General features: G+C 70.1%; 12 protein-coding genes. 3 read left to right on the top strand and 9 right to left on the bottom strand.

The features are described 5' to 3' along the window. The first annotated feature begins 455 nt into the window (after positions 1-455). The gene (locus tag ACTJKJ_RS21265) at positions 456-1292 is read left to right on the top strand and encodes an IclR family transcriptional regulator domain-containing protein (RefSeq protein WP_091731190.1); all 837 of its coding nucleotides are present in this window, start codon (positions 456-458) and stop codon (positions 1290-1292) included. Between the two features lie 69 nt (positions 1293-1361). Here ACTJKJ_RS21265 and ACTJKJ_RS21260 read toward each other — a convergent pair whose 3' ends face one another. From ACTJKJ_RS21260 to ACTJKJ_RS21250, 3 genes are all read right to left on the bottom strand, one after another. Further along, complete coding sequence (locus tag ACTJKJ_RS21260) at positions 1362-2885, bottom strand: 3-hydroxyacyl-CoA dehydrogenase (RefSeq protein ID WP_440821868.1); 1524 nt, start codon at positions 2883-2885, stop codon at positions 1362-1364. A gap of 50 nt (positions 2886-2935) precedes the next feature. Next, positions 2936-3730 carry an enoyl-CoA hydratase-related protein gene (locus ACTJKJ_RS21255; RefSeq protein WP_297386876.1) on the bottom strand — a complete coding sequence of 265 codons (795 nt, stop codon included), beginning with the start codon at positions 3728-3730 and terminating at the stop codon, positions 2936-2938. 230 nt (positions 3731-3960) lie between these two features. Continuing rightward, entirely contained in the window at positions 3961-4839 is an 879-nt protein-coding gene (locus tag ACTJKJ_RS21250; protein ID WP_297386799.1) for a LysR family transcriptional regulator, read from the bottom strand. A 137-nt stretch (positions 4840-4976) separates the two neighbouring features. Here ACTJKJ_RS21250 and ACTJKJ_RS21245 point away from each other — a divergent pair, with 137 nt between their 5' ends. Together ACTJKJ_RS21245 and ACTJKJ_RS21240 are read left to right on the top strand one after the other, a co-directional pair. Further along, positions 4977-5954 carry a DMT family transporter gene (locus ACTJKJ_RS21245; RefSeq protein ID WP_297386802.1) on the top strand — a complete coding sequence of 326 codons (978 nt, stop codon included), beginning with the start codon at positions 4977-4979 and terminating at the stop codon, positions 5952-5954. Between the two features lie 135 nt (positions 5955-6089). Continuing rightward, a complete protein-coding gene (locus ACTJKJ_RS21240) occupies positions 6090-8111 on the top strand; it encodes a M13 family metallopeptidase (protein ID WP_343604455.1) in 2022 nt (673 codons plus the stop codon). A 201-nt stretch (positions 8112-8312) separates the two neighbouring features. On the opposite strand, the gene glk is transcribed toward ACTJKJ_RS21240, so the two are convergent. From glk to ACTJKJ_RS21210, 6 genes are all read right to left on the bottom strand, one after another. Further along, complete coding sequence (glk, locus tag ACTJKJ_RS21235; protein WP_183485871.1) at positions 8313-9308, bottom strand: glucokinase; 996 nt, start codon at positions 9306-9308, stop codon at positions 8313-8315. A 146-nt stretch (positions 9309-9454) separates the two neighbouring features. Then, positions 9455-10831 carry a GH1 family beta-glucosidase gene (locus ACTJKJ_RS21230; RefSeq protein WP_440821865.1) on the bottom strand — a complete coding sequence of 459 codons (1377 nt, stop codon included), beginning with the start codon at positions 10829-10831 and terminating at the stop codon, positions 9455-9457. Positions 10832-10974: 143 nt separating this feature from the next. Continuing rightward, entirely contained in the window at positions 10975-11865 is an 891-nt protein-coding gene (locus ACTJKJ_RS21225; RefSeq protein ID WP_440821863.1) for a carbohydrate ABC transporter permease, read from the bottom strand. Next, entirely contained in the window at positions 11852-12841 is a 990-nt protein-coding gene (locus ACTJKJ_RS21220) for a carbohydrate ABC transporter permease (RefSeq protein ID WP_183485877.1), read from the bottom strand. Before ACTJKJ_RS21220 ends, ACTJKJ_RS21225 begins: the two co-directional genes overlap by 14 nt. A gap of 11 nt (positions 12842-12852) precedes the next feature. Next, positions 12853-14085: an ABC transporter substrate-binding protein gene (locus tag ACTJKJ_RS21215; protein ID WP_440821862.1), complete on the bottom strand. Its 1233-nt coding sequence runs from the start codon at positions 14083-14085 to the stop codon at positions 12853-12855. Positions 14086-14234: 149 nt separating this feature from the next. Next, entirely contained in the window at positions 14235-16688 is a 2454-nt protein-coding gene (locus tag ACTJKJ_RS21210) for a TonB-dependent receptor (protein WP_440821860.1), read from the bottom strand. Between the last annotated feature and the right edge of the window lie 35 nt (positions 16689-16723).

The raw sequence follows: 16723 nt of genomic DNA, 5'->3' as shown, positions 1-16723 counted from the left end.
GTGCATCCAGGCCCGCCAAGAGCGGCCGTGTGCGGCGTTTCGCCCATATCCAAAAGTTGGGGGCGCTAAAGAAATAGTCATGGGCGCCCGTAGGACCACGTAGGCGCCAATCGCACATCGCGTGGGATACTGACCGAGTTTGATGGCGCATACCGCTCATATATGTAGGCGGCGGTGCCACAGGCATGATGTCTGACTATTGACGGCTTGCTTAGCGACGCTCCGATCGCGATTCCGCGCACCTTTTCCCCGCTGACCGCCCGACCACACCGCTTTCCGCAGGCGGTGGGGCGTTGTGCGCAGCAAATGCACCAAGTTGATGCATTCAGGTGCGAATAGCGGAACAAAACAATTGCCCTGGCAAACATTCTTCACAGGGTTGTCCCTATAGTTTTGGACATCACCTGCTTACGCCCAGCAGATTTGGGCGTCAAACGCACGACCACCTCCCCACCATGTCCGCTGCTCGAGCCCACGATGAAGACCTGACCGCCATTCCGGTGGTCGCCCCCTCCCCCGAAGCTGAAGTCCGCACCGGCCCGCTGAAACGCGACTTGGTCGCCGGCCTGGAAAAAGGCCTGGCCGTGATCGAAGCCTTCGATCAGGAACGTCCCCGTCTGACCATCAGCGAAGTCGCCGGCCGCACCGGCCTGACCCGCGCGGCCGCCCGCCGCTACCTGCTGACGCTGACCCACCTGGGTTTCGTCTCGCAGGACCGCAAGATGTTCGCGCTGACCCCCAAGGTGCTGCGCCTGGGCCAGAGCTACATGCACTCCGCCCGCCTGCCCCGCATCATCGAGCCCGAGCTGCACAAGCTGGCCTATGCGATGAAGGAAGCCTCGTCGGCCGGCGTGCTCGACGGCAACGACGTGATCTGCATCTCCGCGACGAGCGCGGGCCGCGTGGTCTCGCCGACGCTGCAGCCGGGCACCCGCGTGCCGGCCTACTGCACCGGCAACGGCCGCGTGCTGCTGGCGGCGCAGCCGCAGGCGGAAGTCGACGCCTTCATCGCCCGCCAGGAGTTGACCGCGCTGACCCCGCACACGATCACGCACCCGGAGCGCCTGCGCATCGAGATCGCCCGCGCCCGCGCCCAGGGCTACGCGCTGATCGACCAGGAGCTGGAGCAAGGCCTGCGCTCGGTGGCCGTGCCGCTGAAGAACTACAAGGGCGACACCGTCGCCGCGATGGCCATCAGCGTCCACGCCACCCGCATGAGCATGGAGCAGATGGTCGAGCACTGCCTGCCCCCGCTGCTGCAGGCGCAAGCGCATCTGCGCATGCTGCTCTGAGGCCGTTGCGGCTCAACGAAGAAGCGCCCCTCGGGGCGCTTTTTCATTTCCGGACCGACGGGGCCGCGTTCAGGCCCAGAGACGCTGGCGCAGCAGCGGGCTGATCCGGTAGCGCTCGCTGCGATAGGCCTCGAAGAGGCCCTCGAGCGCATCGACGACGAGCGGCGCGCCCAGTTGCGCGAGCCACTCGAAGGGCCCGGCGGGATAGTTCACGCCCAGCTTCATCGCGGTGTCGGCGCCAGCCTCGTCGCAGACGCCCTGCCAGACGGCATCGGCGCCCTCGTTGATCAGCATCGCGATCGTGCGGGCGACGGCCAGGCCCGGCACGTCGCGCAGCACCAGCGGCTCCCAGCCGAGGCGCCGCAGCAGCGTCTCGGCATGGGTCTGCTGGAGGTTGTCGACACGCGGTCCGAAGGCGATCGCGAGTCCCTCGATCCGATCGGGCGCGAGCGGCCAATCGATCACCGCGAGGCCGGGTTTGCTGCGCTCCCGCGCGAGCTGTGCGGCGCAGCGTCCGCGTGTGAAATGCAGTTGAACGCCTTCGACCGCGACGCCCTGCCAGTCAGCCGTCTCGTCGCGCTCGAACGTAAGGCCTCGAGTGCCCATCCAGCCGCCCAGCAGCTCCACCAGCGGACCGCGGCCCGACAAGGTCACCGCGCCGACGTCGCCATCGATCACCGCGACGGGCGCGGCGCTCTCGGGCGTGCCCTCGTAGAAGCCCTTCCCCGCCTTGCGTCCGAGGCGGCCGCCGTCGACCAGCGCCTTCTGCACCAGCGAGGGCTGATAGCGCTTGTCGCCGAAGTTGGCCTCGAAGACCGACTGCGTGACCAGGTAGTTGGTGTCGTGGCCGATCAAGTCCATCAGCTCGCAAGGCCCCATGCGGAAGCCGGCGCCGCGCAGCGCGCGGTCGAGCTGGGCCGGACTGCCGGCCTGTTCCTGCAGCAGCTGCAGCGTCTCGGCGTAATACGGGCGCGCGATGCGGTTGACGATGAAGCCGGGCGTCGACTTCGCATGCACCGGCGTCTTGCCCCAGCGGCGTGACAGCGCCTCGATCGCCTGCGCGGCGGAGGCGTCCGTCTCCGCGCCCCAGACCACCTCGACCAGCTTCATCAGCGGCACCGGGTTGAAGAAGTGCATGCCGACGAGCCGGCGCGGATTCGCCATGCCGTTGGCCAGCGCGGTGATGCTGATCGACGAGGTGTTGGACGCGATCAGCGCATCGGGCGGGAGCAGCGCGTCGAGCTCGCGCAGCAGCGCCTGCTTCGGTTCGAGCTTCTCGACGATCACCTCGATGACGAGCGCGGCGCCCGCCAGATCCGCGGTCGAGGCCGCCGGCGACAGGCGTGCCAGCACCGCGTCGCGCGCGTCCCGTTCCAGGCGGCCCTTCGTCACCAGGCCGTCGAGCGCCTTGCCGATCTGCGCGATCGCCGCCGCGGCGGCGCCTTCGCGCAGGTCCATGAGCCGGACCGGATGGCCGGCCTGCGCCGCCACCTGCGCGATGCCCGCGCCCATCACGCCGGCGCCGATCACCGCCACCGGTGCCTGCGCCGCGTCGGCGCTCGCGATGCGCCAGGTTCCCGTCGATGCCGTCATTGCTGTCTCCATCATCTGCTTCGAATCTTGTGCGCGGCGCGGCCTCGCCTTCAGGACGCCGCGTCGGTCTTGGGCACCCAGGCCGCGGGGCGCTTGCCCAGGAAAGCCGCGAAACCTTCCTTGGCTTCGGCCCCCATGCGCACGCGGGCGATGGTCTGCGCGGTGAGTTCACGCACCTCGCCGTCCACCGGCCCCACGTCGAGTTGCGCGAACAGCGCCTTGATCTCGGCCTGCGCCTGCGGGCCGTTCATCAACAGCTCCGCGACCCAGCGCTCGACGGCCGCGTCGAGCCCGCCGGCGGCATCGCTCTCCACGACCTCGTGCAGCAGGCCGATGCGCAGCGCCTCGGCGGCGGGAATGCGGCTGGCGGTGAGCGCGAGCCGGCGCGCCTCCCGCGGGCCCACGGCATTGACCACGTAGGGGCCGATGACCGACGGCAAGATCCCGAAGCGCGCCTCGCTGACCGCGAACTGCGCGCCCGCCGCGGCGACGGCGATGTCGCAGGCGAGGGTCAGGCCCACGCCGCCGCCCAGCGCCACGCCGTGGACCTTGGCGATCGTCGGCTTGGGGCAGCGCGCGATGCGGTCCAGCATGGCGGCGAAGCGGCGCGCGTCCTCGACATTCCAGTCCTGCGTCGCCTCCGACGCGCGCTTCATCCACTGGAGGTCGGCGCCGGCGCTGAAGGCCTTGCCGGTGCCTTCGAGCACGACGATCCGCACGGCGGGGTCCCGGCCCAGGCGGTCGAAAGCGGCATCGAGGTCCGCGATCATGGCCTCGTCGAAGGCGTTGAACACCTCGGGCCGGTTCATCGTCACGCGCGTCACGCCGCGCGCATCGGTCGCCATCTGCAGGGTTTCCACGTGCGAGTCTCCTTGTGATCGGCGGAGTATCGCAGCCCGACCGGTCGGTCGAAAAATCCCTTACGTCCACCCGGACCCGGACCCGGACCAGCCGAGCCGAGCCGAGCCGAGCCGAGCCGAGCCGAGCCGAGCCGAGCCGAGCCGTGGCTTGGCATGGGCGGGAGCGCCCCGGTGGGCCTCAGAAGGATGGCGACGCGTCGAGCGCCACGGCGGTATCAGTCCTGCCAGACCTCGTGCACCAGCTCGCGCAGCGCCTGCAGCGCGTGGTCCTCGGCCTGTTCCTGCTGGAGCCAGCACAGCCAGGTCTCGTCCTGCCAATGCGGCCAGATGCGCAGCTCCCCGGCGTCGACCGCCGCCTGCGCCTGGTCCTTGCGTAGCACTGCGGCGCCCAGGCCGCTGGCGACCATGCCGCGCACGGCCGCCTCGGTCTCCGCCATCAGGCTGTGCGGCGGCTCGCGGCCGGCGCTCTGGAACAGCCGCTCGGCGGCCGGACGCAGGCCGCAGTCGGGCGGCGTGCCGATCCAGGGCAGCGACAGCAGCGCCTCCCGCGACACCGGCCACTCCCGGTCGGCGAAGCGGCGCGGCACCGCCACGGCCAGCTCCATCCGGCGCAGGCGCTCGACCACCAGCCCATCGGCCGCCTCGCCGTCGTAGAGCACGTAAGCGCAGTCGACCTCGCCGCGGCGCAGCGCCTGCACGCTGTGCAGCGACAGGCGCTGCATCAGCTGCAGCCCAATGCCAGGATGGCGCTCCGCCAGCTTCACCAGCACCTCGCCCAGGCGCAGCGCCAGCGGGTCGGTGACCGTGCCCATGCGCAGCCGCCCCTGCACCTCGCCGCGGATCTGCGCGGCGGCCTGGCGCAGGCGCTGCGCCGCGTCGAGCGTGCGGCGCGCTTCCTCGGCCAGCTTCTCGCCCGCGGCCGTGAGCGTCATGCCGCGCGAGCTGCGCTCGAACAGCTGCACGCCCAGCTCCTCCTCCAGCGCCTTGATCTGCGCGCTGACGGCGGGCACGCTGGTGAACACCTTCTCCGCGGCGCGGGTCAGGTTCCGTTCGGCCACGACGGCCAGAAAGCTCTTCAGCTGGTACAGCTCCATGGGGCGGGATTGTGACCAGCCGCCGGGCCGGCGGCGTTCGGATTCTTCAAACGCCTGTTCCAAACAAGCGCATGGACCGCGCGCGGGGCGGCGCCCAGACTGCCCTCCCATCGCAGTTGCCAAGAAGGCCGGTCGCCATGACGCCCACTTCCCCTCCCATTGCCGCCACCGTCGCGATGCTGTTCGCGGCGATTTCCTGGGGCAGCCTGTTCCTCGTCGGCAAGCCGGTGCTGGGACGGTTGGACCCGGTCTGGTTCACCGCGGTCCGCTACCTGCTGGCCGGCGTCGGCATGACGCTGCTGATGATGCGCTTCGGCCAGCGCCCCTGGGACAAGCTGAGGACGCACTGGGTCACGCTCACCGGCCACGGCGTGCTGGGCTACGGCTTCTTCGGCGTGCTGGTGCTGGAGGGCCTGAAGCTGTCCCTGCCCTCGCACGGCGCGGTGCTGATGGCCACGATGCCGATGACGACGATCCTGCTGCGCTGGCTGCTGGACGGCCACCGGCCCGGACTGGGCGTGGCCGGCGCGGCGGTGCTGGCGCTGGGCGGCGTGGTGATGGTGTCGGGCGTGCTCGGCCGCGGCGATGGTCCGCCCCACATGCTGCTGGGCGACGCGCTGACGCTGCTGGGCACGATCGGCTGGGTGCTCTACACCCGCGGCGCGGCCCGGCTCCCCACGCTGAGCCCGCTCGAATACACCGGCCTGACCGCGATCGCGGCGCTGCCGTGGCAACTGCTCTTCGCCGTCGCCATGACGGCCGGTGGCTGGGTCAACGCGCCCACCTGGCAGGACCTGACGCCGGTCGCGCCGCACCTGCTCTACATCGCCGCGGTGCCCACTGTCGCCGCGGTCGTGGCCTTCAACTTCGGCGTGCGGCAACTCGGCGCGTCGCGCGGCACGCTGTTCCTCAATGGCGTGCCGGTGTCGGCGCTGCTGATGAGCGTCGCGCTCGGCCAGCATCCGGCGGCGCAGGAGTGGATCGGCGCGGCGCTGGTGATCACGGCGCTGACCCTGAGCACGCGCGCTCCCGCGCCGGCCGCGCGCCCCTCGCCTCAAGAGGGCGTGAAGACGCGGGCGGCGACCGGTGCCGACAGGCGTTGTCCAGCCACTTGAAGGGCCTGCCGGCAAGCTGGAAAGCCCCGGTGCGACGGCCGCCACAAGCGGCCTCATGGCTTTTGTCACGGGTCTGCCTTGTGGCATAGGCTTCCGGCTCCGACGGGCCCGGCCCGCACTCCAGATCTGCTTGCGATGAAGAACGTCCTCCGCCTCACCACCCTCGCCCTGCTGATGCAGCTGGGCGGCCTCGCGATGGCGGCGCAGCCGCAATCGGGCCTCGACCTGAAGGGCTACGACAAGACCGTGCGTCCCCAGGACGACCTGTTCCGCGCCGCCAACGGCCATTGGCTGTCGACCACCGAGATCCCCGCGGACAAGGCCTCCTACGGCGCCTTCCACCTGCTGGCGGACCTCTCCGACAAGCGTGCCCGCGCCATCATCGAGGACCTGTCGAAGAAGAAGGCCCAGGGCGGCAGCGTCGAGCAGAAGATCGGCGACTACTACGCCGCCTACATGAACACCGCGGCGATCGACAAGGCTGGCCTGGCCCCGATCAAGCCGCTGCTGGACAGCATCGCCGCGATCCAGACGCGCACGCAGCTCGCGACCTGGCTGGGCGCGCAGACCGGTGTCCTCGACACCCCGGTGCCGCTGGGCATCGAGGCCGACTACCAGGACCCCACCATCAACCGCCTGCAGACCTGGCAGGGCGGCCTGGGCCTGCCCGACCGCGACTACTACCTCAAGAAGGACGACGAGCGCCTGGCCAAGGCCCGCGCCGCCTACGTCGACTACCTGCAGACGCTGGCCAAGGCCGCCGGCATCGCCGATCCGGCCGGCAGCGCGCAGCGGGTGCTGGCGCTCGAGGAGCGGCTGGCCGAGGTGCAGTGGGACAAGGTCTCGCTGCGCGATCCGCAGAAGACCTACAACCCGATGACGCCGGCCGAGCTGGCGCAGAAGGCGCCGGGCTTCGACTGGAACGCCTTCTTCACCGCGGCCTCCCTGCCGGGCCTGGACAAGCTGTCCGCGTCGCAGCCGAGCTACCTCACCGGCGCGGCCAAGCTCCTGGGCGAGGCGCCGCTGGAGGACCTCAAGCTCTACCTCAGCTTCCGCGCCATCGACGCCAATGCGTCCACGCTGCCCAAGGTCTACCGCGACGCCCACTTCCAGTTCCACGGCGCGGCACTGACCGGCGCGAAGAGCCCGCTGCCGCGCTGGCAGCAAGCGGTGGGCAACGTCAACGGCGCGCTCGGCGAGGCGGTCGGCGAGGTCTACGTCAAGCGCTACTTCCCGGCCGCCGACAAGGCCCGGATGCTGCAGCTGGTCAACAACCTGCTGGCCTCCTACAAGGAGTCCATCGACAAGCTCAGCTGGATGACGCCCGCCACCAAGGCGCAAGCCCAGGACAAGCTGTCCAAGTACATGGTCAAGATCGGCTACCCCGATGTCTGGCGCGACTACGGCGCGCTGGAGGTCAAGGCTGGCGACCCGGTGGGCAACAACCTGCGCGCGGCCACCTTCGAGTGGAAGCGCCAGGCCGCCAAGGCCAGCAAGCCGGTCGATCGCCGCGAGTGGCTGATGACGCCGCAGACGGTCAACGCCTACTACAACCCGACGCTCAACGAGATCGTCTTCCCCGCCGCCATCCTGCAGCCGCCCTTCTACAACACGAAGGCCGACGACGCGGTGAACTATGGCGCGATCGGCGCGGTCATCGGGCATGAGATCAGCCACGGCTTCGACGACCAGGGCAGCCAGTTCGATGGCGACGGCAAGCTGCGCAACTGGTGGACCGACGACGACCGCAAGGCCTTCGACGCCATCGGCGCCAAGCTGGTCGCGCAGTACGAGGGTTACGAGCCGATCCCGGGCAAGCACCTGAACGGCAAGCTGACGCTGGGCGAGAACATCGCCGACCTCTCGGGCCTGCAGATCGCCTACAAGGCCTACCTGCGCTCACTGGGCGGCAAGCCGGCGCCGGTCATCGACGGCTACACCGGCGAGCAGCGCTTCTTCATGGGCTGGTCGCAGGCCTGGCGAGAGAAGGCGCGCGAAGAGCGCAAGCTGCAGCTGCTGACCATCGACCCGCACTCGCCGCCGGAGTTCCGGGCCAACGGCGCCGCCGTCAACCACGACGGCTTCCACGAGGCCTTCAAGACCAAGCCGGGCGACAAGATGTTCAAGCCCAGCGAGGACCGCATCCGGATCTGGTAATCCGGACCTCCCCACAGAGCGGCCATCCCGGCCGCTTTTTTCATTTCAGAGCCCAGCCCCCCGCCCGCCACCGCCCCAGCGCAGTGAGCCGGTGATCGGGGACGGCAGGGCGCGGGGTTCCGGCGCTTGCCGCGGGAATCCTGCGCCCTGGCGGCCAACGCGCTGGTCGGCGCAGGTAGGCGGTCTCTGCGCCAGCTGACCTCAGTGCGTCAGCACATCCCGATCCAACGCCCGACTGGCCCCGAGCAACGGCGCCTGATCCGCCTCCTGCACGACGTAGGTCGGGATCGCCCGCAAATAGGACGTCAGCCTGCCGCAGGACTCGAAGCGCGCCCTGAACGGGCTGCGGTCGAACCACTCGCCCAGTCGCGGCACGATGCCGCCGCCGATGTAGAGCCCGCCGCGCGCGCCCAGCGTGAGCGCGACATGCCCCGCGATGTCGCCCAGCAGCGCGCAGAACATGGTGACGACCTCGCTGCTGAAGGGCTCGCCCGCCAGCGCCGCCGCCGTGATCGCCGGCGCGGCGCGGCCTTCGCCGGGAGCGAGCTTGAGCCCGCGCAACTCGGCCAGCGCCATGTAGAGGTTTTCCAGGCCGGGCCCCGACACCGCCCGCTCCGCCGACACGTGCCCGAAACGCCGGTGCAGCAGGTCGAGCACGGCCCGCTCCTCGGGCTCGTAGGACGACAGCGTGGCGTGCCCGCCCTCCCCGCCGACCGCGACCTGCGTGTTGCCGTCGTCGGACCGCAGCAGCCCCGACACCCCCAGCCCCGTCCCGGGCCCGACCAGTCCCTTGGCCGCGCCGGCCACCGGCTCGCCGCCGCCGACCTTGCGCATCGACTGCGGTCCCAGCACCGGCAGCGCCAGCGCCAGCGCGGTGAAGTCGTTGATCACCAGGACCCGCTCCGCGCCCAGCGCCGATTGCAGCGCCCGCGTGGAGAAGCTCCAGTGGTGGTTGGTCATGCGGACATGGTCGCCGGTGACCGCGGTGGCGATGCCGATCGCGCAGCTGCGCGGACGGGGCAGGCCCTCGCGATGCAGGTGATAGAAGATCGCGTCCGCGAGCGTGTCGAAGTCGCGGCACACGTAGCGCGCGACGTGTTGCAGCGGCTCCGCCGCACCGCCCTGGCTGGCAAAGCGCACATGCGTCGCGCCCACGTCCGCCAGCAACCGCATTGGCGCCGTTCCGCCCTGACTCATGCCTTCTGCTCCTTCACCGATGCCTCCGTTCCGCGACGCGGCAGGAGCCGTGCCCGCCCCGTGCGCGAAAGCCTCGGATGCTGCCACAGTCCGTCCCGGCCTCGGGCCGGGCGGTGACGCCGCGTCCGATGTTCAGTCCCTGGCGCTCAACGCCCGGCCTTGAAGGCGGCGATCGCGTCGCGGTACCAGTGGGCGCTGTCCTTGGCCAGGCGCTGCTGGGTCGCGTAGTCGACGTGGAACAGGCCGAAGCGCTTCTGGTAGCCCGAGTTCCATTCGAAGTTGTCGAGCAGGCTCCAGTAGAAGTAGCCCCGCACGTCCGCGCCCAGCGCCACCGCCTGGGCCAGCGCCTCGAGGTGGCCACGCAGGTAGGCGATGCGCGCCGCGTCGGGCACGCGGCCGTCGACGATGCTGTCGGCATTGGCCATGCCGTTCTCGGTGATGACCAGCGGCGGCGGCGTGTACTCGCGGGTGATGCGCAGCAGGTGCTGGGTCAGCGCCTGCGGATAGATCTCCCAGCCCATGTCGGTGAAGCCCAGTTCCCCGGGCGGCGTCACGAACTGCTGGCGGCCGTTGAGCACGCTGCGGGTGTAGAAGTTGATGCCCAGGAAGTCCAGCGGCTGCTGGATCAGCGCCAGGTCGCCGTCCTGCACGCGGGGCGCGTCGGCGCCGAGGTACTCGACGATGTCGGCCGGGTACTGGCCGCGGAACACCGGGTCCATGTACCAGCGCACGTTGGTGCCGTCGTCGATGCGCGCGGCGCGGCGGTCCGCCTCGCTGAGCGGGTCGGCCGGGAAGGACGGCGTGTGGTTGAGCACGATGCCCAGCTGCGCCTTCGAGCCCACCGCGCGCATGGCCTGCATCGCGGCGCCATGCATCATCAGCAGGTGGTGCGAGACCTGGTAGGCCTCGGCGCGGTTCGTGTGGCCGGGCGCGAACTGCGCGGTCTCGTAGCCCAGCGTCGCCGAGCACCACGGCTCGTTCAGCGTGGCGATCGTCGCCAGCCGGTCGCCGAAGCGGCGCGCGATCTCGCCGGCGTAGTCGGCGAACAGCGGCACCACCTCGCGCGACAGCAACCCGCCGATCGAGTCGTCCAGCGCCTGCGGCAGGTCCCAGTGGTAAAGGGTCGCGTTGGGCTTGATGCCGGCCTGGAGCAGTTCGTCGATCAGGCGGTCGTAGAAATCGAAGCCGGCCTCGTTCCAGCCGCCGCGGCCCAGCGGCTGCACCCGCGGCCAGGAGAACGAGAAGCGGTAGGCGTCCAGGCCTAGCCATCGCATCAGCTTCACGTCCTCCGGATAGCGGCGGTAATGGTCGCAGGCGACGTCGATGTTGGAGCCGTCCTTGATGCGGCCCGGCTGGGCGCAGAAGCGGTCCCAGATGGACTCGCCCTTGCCGTCCTCGCGGCCGGCGCCCTCGATCTGCGCGGCGCTGGTCGCGGAACCCCACTGGAAGTCCGCGGGCAGCGACTGGATCAGGGAGCGGAAGGTGGCGGTGTCGGCGGCGGGGGTGGCGTCGTTCGCGTTCATGGTGTTCAGCGTCGTGGTCGTGGGAATCGTGGAGGGAGGGTCGCCGCGAGGGTCCCTGGACGGCGGGAGCGCCGGGGGCGTCGCGGGTCCGGTGGGTGTCGGGGCGGTGGTCATGGCGAGGGGGTCACTGGCGGCGAGGCCGGTCAGCCGCGCACGGCGCCGGAGGTCAGCCCGGCGACCAGCCGCCGGGCGCTGAAGAGGTAGGCCACCAGCAGCGGCAGCATCGCGATGGCGCTGCCCATCATGAGCGCACCCCATTCGGTGTTGTTGGGGGCCTGCATCGAGCGCAGCGCCAGCGGCAGCGTGTAGTGCTCGGCCGAGCGCATCACGACCAGCGGCGCGACGAAGTTGTTCCAGCTCGCGATGAAGGTGATCAGGCCCAGCGTGCCCAGCGCGGGCTTGAGCAGCGGCAGCACGATGGACCAGAAGATGCGGAACTCGCCGCAGCCGTCGATGCGCGCGGCGTCGATCAGGTCCGGCGGGATGGCCGAGCCGATGTACTGCCGCATCAGGAAGATGCCCAGCGCGCTGGCGGCCGCCGGCACGTAGAGCGCGCGCGGCTCATCGATCCAGCCCAGCGCGTCCATGACCATGAAGCTCGGGATCATGTGCAGGAAGGCCGGCAGCATCATCGAGCCCAGCACGATCGCGAAGAGCGCGCGCTTGAAGCGGAACTCGTAGATCGCGAAGGCGTAGCCGGCCAGCGAGCACAGCAGCAGGTTCAGCGCCGTCGTCATCGACGCGACGTACAGGCTCATGCCCAGGTTGCGCCAGAACGGCAGCCGCTCCTGCAGCAGCCGCAGGTTGGACCCTGCCGCGTCGCCGAACCACAGCGGCGGCGGCGTGTCGAAGATGGCCGCGCGGTCCTGCGTCGCGACGACGAAGGTGAAGTACAGCGGCGAGACCAGCACCAGCGCGCCCACGATCACCAGGCCCCAGGCGAGCCAGGGCCGGCCCGCGGGGCGGCGCGCGCGCGTCGCGCGGCCGTCGCGGCTCGGGGCGGGCCGCATCGGCAGGCCGTCAGCGCGCGCCATGGCGGCCTCCCGGGTCGCGGCCGAACAGCTTCGCGTTGAGCCAGGTCAGCGCGGCGATCAGCACGAACATCAGCCAGGACATCGCCGAGGCGGTGCCGAAGTCGCCGTCGGAGAAGGCGGTGCGGTACATGAAGATCGCCGTCGTCATCACCGACGAGGCCACGCCCTTCTCGCCGTCCACGAGGATGAAGGGCTCCTCGAACAGCTGCAGGTTGCCGATGATCGTCAGCGTCACCGCGAAGAACATCATCGGCTTGAGCAGCGGCAGCGTGACATGGCGGAACTGCTGCCACTCGCTCGCGCCATCCAGCGTCGCGGCCTCGTAGAGGTCCTTGTCGATGACCTGCAGCGCCGACAGGTAGAGCACCAGGTTCCAGCCCAGGTAGCGCCAGAACACGACGAAGGCGACGGCGGGGCGGGTGACGTCGGCGTCGCCGAGCCAGTCGATGCCGCCCTCCCGCAGCGCGGTCAACGAGGCCAGCGGGCTGCCGATGAACGGGATGCGCGTCAGCTCCGCCAGCGCCGCGTTGATCAGGCCGTAGTCCTTCGAATACAGCGTCGTGAAGATCAGCGCGATCGCGACGCTGGAGGTGATGTACGGGACGAAATAGGCGCCGACGACCAGGTCGCGGCCGCGCTTGAAGCGGCGGTGGATGAAGAAGGCCAGCGGCACCGCCACCAGGTGCTGCGGCAGCCCCGACACCAGCGCGAACCAGGCGGTGTTGTAGAGCGCATCCCAGAACCACGGGTCGGTGAGCGCATAGCCGTAGTTCTCGAGTCCGACCCAGTGCATCGTGTGCAGGCCCTCCGCGGGGTTCCACTGCTGCAGCGACAGGTAGATCGAGAACAGCAGCGGGAACAGGCCGAACACCAGGAACAGCGCGAAGAACGGCGCGATGAACAGGTAGGGCGCGATCCGGCGCGAGCGCAGCGCCGGCAGGCGGCGCGGGCGGGAATCGCGTGGTGGCGCGGACATGGTGCGGCTCCTCAGCGGCGGCGCGCGCGGCGCTCGATCAGGCGGCGCGCGTCGGCCAGCGCCTCGGGAATGGCCTTGCCGCGGGCGATGACGCGTTCGAACTCGTCGCGGATCACCGTCGTCGCGAGCGCGTCGAAGCGGTTGACCGGGATCGCGGGAATGCGCACCGCGGTCTCGCGCCACAGCTGGCGCGCACGCTGCCCGCCAAGGAACGCGATCGGCTCGTCCATCACCGGGTCGTCCAGCACCGCCCGCATCGCCGGGAAGCTGTCGAGCGCCTTCAGGCTCTCGCGCTGCACCTCGGCATCGGCCGTCATCAGCCGGATGAAGTCCCAGGCGGCGGCCTTGTTGGCCGCCTTCTTCGGGATCGCATAGAAAGAGCCGCCGTAGGCCGCGCGCACGCCGCCGGGCAGCGGCGCCGAGCGCCACAGGCCCGAGGTCGCGGGCGCGATCCAGTTGCGCAACTGGCCGACGAGCCAGGCGCCGATCATCTGGGTGGCGATGCGGCCCTGCTTGAAGCCCGCCGCCCAGTCGTTGGTCCAGGCGATCGCGCGGGCATCCAGGCCGGCGCGGCGCGCGGCGCGGCCGAGCTCGAAGGCCTGGCGGAAGCGCGCCGACTCGACCAGCACGCGGCCGTCGGCGTCGAAGTACAGGCCCTCGCCATCGCGCAGGCCCTGGCGCAGCGCGATGTCGCGCAGGTCCGCGGCATCGGCCATCAGGTAGGCGCCGGTGGCCTTGCGCAGGCGCTCGCCAGCGGACAGGTAGGCGGACCAGTCGCGGGTGATCTCGGCCTCGCTGACGCCGGCGCGGTCGAGCAGGTCCTTGCGGTAGATCAGCGTACCGGGGCCGATGTCGGCCGGGATGGCCACCTGCGTGCCGCCAGGGCCGGCGCCCTGGGCCATCGCGAAGCGGACGTAGTCATCGGCATGCGACGCCGCCAGGTAAGGCGCCTGGTTGAGATCGACGAAGCCACCCGAGCCGGCGAACTTGCCGATGTAGCGCAAGTCGATCGCCATCACGTCGGGCAGGCCGGAGCCGGTTGCCAGCGCCGTCGTCATCGACAGGTGGTGGTCGGCGTACTGCATCGACAGCAGCTTGAGCTCGACCTCCGGATGGCGCGCGCGCCAACGCGGCGCCGCGGCGATCGCGGCCCGGTCGAGGTCGGGAAAGGTGGCGACGCGCAGCANCGGGGGTCTGCGCCGCCGCCGGCATGGCGGCGGACAGCCCGGCGGCCAGCAGCGCACCGGCCGCCGAGCGCCGGGTCAGCGCGCCCGCCGGTCCCTCGGCCCTCGCGCGATCGTCGGTGGCATCGGGAGTGACCATCGACGGGACCTGCGCGGGAGACTCGGTGCGGCGGACGGCGCGGCGGACGGAAACGACTGGGCCCGAGGGCTCAGAAGTTGTAGCCCGCGTTCAGGCCGAAGGTGCGCGGCGCGGCGTACTGCGCGGTCCAGATCGGATTGGCGAAGCTGCCCGAGCTGCCGGCGCTGGTCTTGATCTTCTCGTCCGAGACGTTGCGCACGAAGGCGTCGACGTACCAGTTCTTCTTCGACGAGTAGCGCACCGCGATGTCGGCGGTCGAGTAGGCCTTCTGGCGATCGCCGTCGCCGAGGTTGAAGACCGACAGCCAGTTCGCCGATTGGTAGTGGTAGCTGATGCGCGGCGCGACCTGATCGCCATTGGCGAGCGGGAACACATGCTCGTACATCAGCTGGATCGCCACCTTGGGCGCATGCGGCAGCTCGTTGCCGGTGACGTTCAGGCAGTTGCCGGTCAGGTTCGGCTCGGTGCAGACCGGCAGCTGGTAGTCGTTGGACGCCGCCACCAGCTGGCCCAGCTTGGTCTTGGTGTACGACGCGGACAGCTGCAGCTTGTCGTCGTTGGTGATCATCCAGGCGGTCTCGATCTCCAGGCCGGAGACCTTGGCGCCCTCGGCGTTGGAGTAGGCGAACTGGCGGTTGCCGTTGACGATCACCGGCGCGCTGAACTGGAAGTCCTTGAACTTCATGTGGTACGCGCTGATGTTGAAGGTCATGCGACCGTCCAGCAGCGAGGTCTTGTAGCCGACCTCGTAGTTGGTCAGCGTCTCCGGCCCGTAGGGCAGGCCGCCGTCGCCGGTGCCGCCGGACTTGTAGCCGGTCGACACGCTGGCGTAGGCCATCGCGTCCTTGCTCAGGTCGTAGGTCGCGCGCGCCAGCCAGGTGGTCTTGCTGCCCTTGTAGTGGGCATCGTTGATGTTGCCGGCGCTGTAGCCGTTGGCCGGATCGGTCGGGTCGATCGTCGGGTTCAGCGGGATCTGCGGCGCGGCGGCGTTGCCGGCCCAGAACCAGCCGCGGCCGCCGATGTTCTTGCGGTCGTCATGGGTGTAGCGCAGGCCGCCGGTGAGGTGCAGCGCATCGGTCAGGTTCCAGGTCGCCTGGCCGAAGGCGGCCTTGGAATCGACGGTCTCCTTGGGCTGGATGAACGAGCCCTGCCAGCTGACGGTGCCCTGCTGGGTGCCGTTCATGATCGGGATGTCGAAGCGGATGCCGTTGTCCTCGGCCGCGTAGTACAGGCCCAGCACCCAGTCGATGGTCTGCTTCTGCGTGCTCTGCAGCGTCAGTTCATGGCTCTGGCTGCGGTAGCGCGTCCAGACAGTGTTGTCTTCCTGGTGCGTCGCGCCGGTGGTGAAGCTGGTCGGCATGTTCACGCCGAAGTCCTGGTCGTAGGTGCCCGAGCCCTTGAAGCTGGTGTAGCCCGCGACGTAGGCCAGCGCCATGCCGCCCATGTCGTATTCCATGCGGCTGCGGATCGAGGTGGAGTCCCGCTTGAGCGAGGGCGCGGTGTCGATCAGCGCGGACCACAGCTTCTCGCCGGCGCGCGGCGTCTGCATCAGGCTCATCGCCGGCGTGCCGCGGTCGGCGAACTGCTCCAGCGACAGGTCCCAGCGGAAGGTCTTGACCGGCTGCCAGAGGAAGCTCAGGCGCGCGGCGGTCTGGTCCTGGGCGTTGTACTTCGGGCCGCCGGTGACGAACAGGTTGTAGTTGATCGGCTGGAAGGCCGGGAAGTTGCCGGCCGTGTTGCCCGCGTTGTAGGCCGCCTGCTGCTGCGCCAGCGTGTACTGCGTGGGCTTCTGGTAGTCGACGTAGCCGTCGTGCTGCTCGTGGATGAAGGCCACGCGCGCCGCGAGCGTGTCGCTCAGCGGGATGTTGACGGCGCCCTTCGCGCCCAGGCGGTTGTAGCTGCCGGTGCCGACCTCCAGGTAGCCGGAGCTGTCCTTCAGCACCGGCTTGGCCGTCTTCATGTTGATGGTGCCGACGGTGGAGTTGCGGCCCCACAGCGTGCCCTGCGGACCGCGCAGGACCTCGATGCCGTCGAGGTCGAACAGCATCGTGGCGGCGCCTTCGGGGCGCGGCGCGAAGACGCCGTCGACGAACAGCGCCACTTCGGGGTCGGCGTACTCGGTCTTGGCCGAGTCGTTGCCGATGCCGCGCAGCGTGATGCTGACGATGCCGTGGTCGCCCTGCCCGGTGCCCTGCATGCTGGGCACGAGGTTGAACACGTCGAGCATGCTCTTGACGTGGTTGTCCTCGATCGTCGAGGCGCTGATCGCTGTCACTGCAATCGGGGTCTTCTGCAGCGAGGTCGAGCGCTTGGTCGCGGTCACCACGACCTGCGGCAGCGCCTTGCTGTCCTTGCCGTCGGCGGAAGCGGTCGCGGCGGTGGAAGCGGTGGAAGAGGTCTCGGCCTGCGGCGCGGGCGCCTCGGCGGACTGGGCGTGCGCGGCGCTGGCGAGCAGGGCCAGCACGGCGATCTGAATGGGCGAAGCCAGGCCAAGGCGCGGCCGGCGGATGAGGCGGTCGGTCATGTTGTTGTCTCCTGTGGACTCTCGAGGTGAAGCTC

Source organism: Roseateles sp. 22389 (genome assembly GCF_052044995.1).
Classification (GTDB): domain Bacteria; phylum Pseudomonadota; class Gammaproteobacteria; order Burkholderiales; family Burkholderiaceae_C; genus Roseateles.
The sequence above is the reverse complement of the archived record's forward strand: the minus strand, read 5'-3'. Positions and strand labels throughout refer to the sequence as shown.

What these genes read in the sequence shown, in the direction of transcription:
- ACTJKJ_RS21260 (WP_440821868.1), bottom strand. Translation starts at nt 2,885, where the DNA reads ATGACGGCATCGACGGGAACCTGGCGCATCGCGAGCGCCGACGCGGCG.
- ACTJKJ_RS21210 (WP_440821860.1), bottom strand. Translation starts at nt 16,688, where the DNA reads ATGACCGACCGCCTCATCCGCCGGCCGCGCCTTGGCCTGGCTTCGCCC.
- ACTJKJ_RS21265 (WP_091731190.1), top strand. Translation starts at nt 456, where the DNA reads ATGTCCGCTGCTCGAGCCCACGATGAAGACCTGACCGCCATTCCGGTG.
- ACTJKJ_RS21240 (WP_343604455.1), top strand. Translation starts at nt 6,090, where the DNA reads ATGAAGAACGTCCTCCGCCTCACCACCCTCGCCCTGCTGATGCAGCTG.
- ACTJKJ_RS21230 (WP_440821865.1), bottom strand. Translation starts at nt 10,831, where the DNA reads ATGAACGCGAACGACGCCACCCCCGCCGCCGACACCGCCACCTTCCGC.
- glk (WP_183485871.1), bottom strand. Translation starts at nt 9,308, where the DNA reads ATGAGTCAGGGCGGAACGGCGCCAATGCGGTTGCTGGCGGACGTGGGC.
- ACTJKJ_RS21250 (WP_297386799.1), bottom strand. Translation starts at nt 4,839, where the DNA reads ATGGAGCTGTACCAGCTGAAGAGCTTTCTGGCCGTCGTGGCCGAACGG.
- ACTJKJ_RS21245 (WP_297386802.1), top strand. Translation starts at nt 4,977, where the DNA reads ATGACGCCCACTTCCCCTCCCATTGCCGCCACCGTCGCGATGCTGTTC.
- ACTJKJ_RS21225 (WP_440821863.1), bottom strand. Translation starts at nt 11,865, where the DNA reads ATGGCGCGCGCTGACGGCCTGCCGATGCGGCCCGCCCCGAGCCGCGAC.
- ACTJKJ_RS21255 (WP_297386876.1), bottom strand. Translation starts at nt 3,730, where the DNA reads ATGGCGACCGATGCGCGCGGCGTGACGCGCGTGACGATGAACCGGCCC.
- ACTJKJ_RS21220 (WP_183485877.1), bottom strand. Translation starts at nt 12,841, where the DNA reads ATGTCCGCGCCACCACGCGATTCCCGCCCGCGCCGCCTGCCGGCGCTG.